This window comes from Roseiconus lacunae, assembly GCF_008312935.1.
In the GTDB taxonomy this organism is placed as follows: Bacteria; Planctomycetota; Planctomycetia; order Pirellulales; family Pirellulaceae; genus Stieleria; species Stieleria lacunae.
Genome location: NZ_VSZO01000062.1, coordinates 1 through 2,783 on the forward strand (window position 1 = coordinate 1; position 2,783 = coordinate 2,783).

At 52.7% G+C, this 2,783-nt stretch carries 2 protein-coding genes; one reads left to right on the plus strand and one right to left on the minus strand.

All coding sequences use genetic code 11. The annotated features are described in order from the left end of the window. Nucleotides 1-487: endonuclease/exonuclease/phosphatase family protein (locus tag FYC48_RS25275; protein ID WP_200836701.1), on the plus strand; the 487-nt coding region annotated here is incomplete at its 5' end. A 638-nt stretch (nt 488-1,125) separates the two neighbouring features. Here the strand turns inward: FYC48_RS25275 and FYC48_RS25280 are convergent. After that, nucleotides 1,126-1,452: a type II toxin-antitoxin system RelE/ParE family toxin gene (locus FYC48_RS25280; RefSeq protein ID WP_149499596.1), complete on the minus strand. Its 327-nt coding sequence runs from the start codon at nt 1,450-1,452 to the stop codon at nt 1,126-1,128. Nucleotides 1,453-2,783 lie beyond the last annotated feature (1,331 nt).

Sequence of the window (2,783 nt, forward strand, 5' to 3'; positions counted from 1 at the left end):
TTTTGGCTTTTACTCCGCAACATTGAAGCGTTTCGATACATCAGTACGTATTATCAACGTCCATTTGACGCCATTCCAGATGAAACGTGGCGGCAGTGTTCGTGACGCAATGACCGCACTTTCTTCGACTGAAGACAAGCACGCCATCGAGATCGATGCAATTGTCGACGCAATCGATTGTCAGCGTCCGACGATTGTTGTTGGTGACTTTAATAGCATCTCTACTTTCAGGGCACCAAAGCGGCTCGCTGAACTTGGATTGATTGATGCGTACGCTTCGGTGCATGACGACGCGGATAGCCACCCAACTTGGAACTGGCCGACACGTCCGTTGCCTCTTGCACTCCGAATCGACCACATTTTCCACACGCAACACTTCACGACGACAGACGCCGAGATTGTCCGTCGAGTTGGGTCTGACCATTTCCTCGTGGTTGCCACACTCGAATTCGGCGAACCAGACGATACACGTGAGTCGCCGCGTTGAGTTTATTGAAGTGGTGAGTCGTTCGCGGCGACCACGTGATCGTTATCGTTCGTCGTGCTACTTCACGTTCGTTGGTTCATTCACCTTCGAGTGCGGATCAGTTCCGACGCCTGTCGTTGTGGCTGGACTTGGGCCCATTGCTTGTTGACCCAACCTCTGTTTCCTAGTGATCGCTCTTGATGTCACGGTTTGATCGATCATCGTCTCTAATCGGACGATGGCTTGGTGATTCGCAACGCAAGTTACTTTCGCCGTACCGAAAGACTCACGTAGGGGCCCATTAATTGGCAACGGAACATCATTCGCCTATTGATCGCATCTGATGTCGCGGTTTGGCTGTTGCTCCTGGCTCAACCTACTGATTCACATACTGGCCCATCCAATACCGACGATACCTCTGTCGTTCGTTGATCGCTCTTGATGTTACGGTTTGATGTCGGAATTCTGACTGATGTTGACGCTCCGGTCATTCTGGAATTGCTACAATGATTTTGCGCCGTCCAACTTTCAGCCAGCGGCAACCGTAGGCATGACGAACCATGTGATGAACGGGAGTTGCGGCGCAGTTGATTGCTGGGTTCACGATGCTTGGCCGCAACCCCGTTATCACCACCGTTCGCCGATCGGAGGTGATACCGTCACTGCGCCTGTAACGCTAGACGATCTATTTCTTGTCCGCCTCGAATGACTCGCACGATGTCAATCGTCTCGTTGGTGATCAAATAGAGAACAACATAGTTGCCGAAATTGTTCACCAATTTGGCTCTTAGCCCAGCAACATCTGACCGAGACGTCGGTACCGCCCCACCAGCTTCAGGAAAATGACACAGCAGGTCGACTGTCGTTTCAATCGCGTCAAGAAACCTCAGAGCAGCTTCCAGGTTTGACTCGGCGATATGACTTGAGTGGTGCACGATGTCCTCTAGGGCAAGGCGCCTGCGATGTGGAATCTTGCGCGTTCCCATCTAGCTTCTGTGTTGGGCCTTCAGTTGCGAACGCAGAACTTCAACGTCATTCGGATCCCATGGTTCGCTTGGTCCGCTATTCAGGCCTTCAATCGCAAGGGTTTCTATCTCAGCTTGGCGCTCTGAAATCCGTAGGATGTATTGCGATACGAACTCGTTCACGTCCGAATAGCCACTGTTTCTTGCGCGTTCCGCTATCGCCGACATAACGGGGTCGGGCACATTTACGTTGATTGTTGACATTCTCAGCTCCCTGGATGGCCTTTCACTCGTATTCTACACTGCAGGCAAACTTATTCCACCTGCCCAAAGTTTTAATGGTGCGGCGAACCATGCCGTGCACGCGAAGGTCGGGAGTCGTGTTTTATTGAAGTGGTCAGTCTACCGCCCGACCTCGGTGACGGCCACCGTTCGTCGTGCTACTTCACGTTCGTTGGTTCATTCACCTTCGAATACGGATTAGATCCGACGCCTGTCGTCGTGACTGAATTGGGGCCCATTGCTTCGTGACGTCACCTCTGTTTCCTATTGATCGCTCTTAGTGTCACGGTTTGATAGATCATCTTGTCCAAACGGAATTTTGCTTGGTGATTCGCGGCGCAAGTCACTTTCGTCGTACCGGATGACTCACGTAGGGGCCCATTGATTGGCAGCGTGACATCAGTCGCCTATTGATCGCACCTGATGTCGCGGTTTGGTATCGCAATCTCGCTTGACATTGACGCCCATCTTCACGCAGCGATTGCTACAATAGTTTTGGGCCGTCCAACTTCCAGTCGGTGGCAATCGTAGCCTGACGAACAATGTGGTGCACCGCAGTCGGCGAGTTGGGTTTACATTTGAGTTCACGTCACCCGCGCCGACGTGGTGACCACGAAACGTTCGTCGAGCTATGTCACGTTCGTTGGTTCATTCACCTTTGACAGCGGATCAGATCCGACGCCTGTCGTTGTGGCTGGACTTGGGCCCATTGCTTGTTGACGCGACTTCTGTTTCCTATTGATCGCATCTGATGTCACGGTTTCAAAGGCTGCCAAATCGATTGATCCGACCGATACTGCCGGTGTGACGACTGGAGATTTCCCTTGGCGGTTTTGGCTTGATAGACTGTCTTTCAGCGGCGATGGTTCCGACTGTCGCCGATCGTAAGCAACGTGGAACAATGCGATGCACACCGAGCCGCGGAGATGTTGTTGTTGAAGTGGTTGATCGTCCGCCGCGGCCGGGTGATCGCCAGCGTTCGTCGTGCTTGGTCACGATGGTCTGTTCTTCTAGCTTCGAATTCGGCTTAACGCACAAGCCGGATATGGTGACCGCGGTCGGCCCATCGC

Bases quoted from the DNA above. Each gene is read 5' to 3' on its own strand.
- FYC48_RS25280 (WP_149499596.1), bottom strand. From the start codon at position 1,452: ATGGGAACGCGCAAGATTCCACATCGCAGGCGCCTTGCCCTAGAGGAC.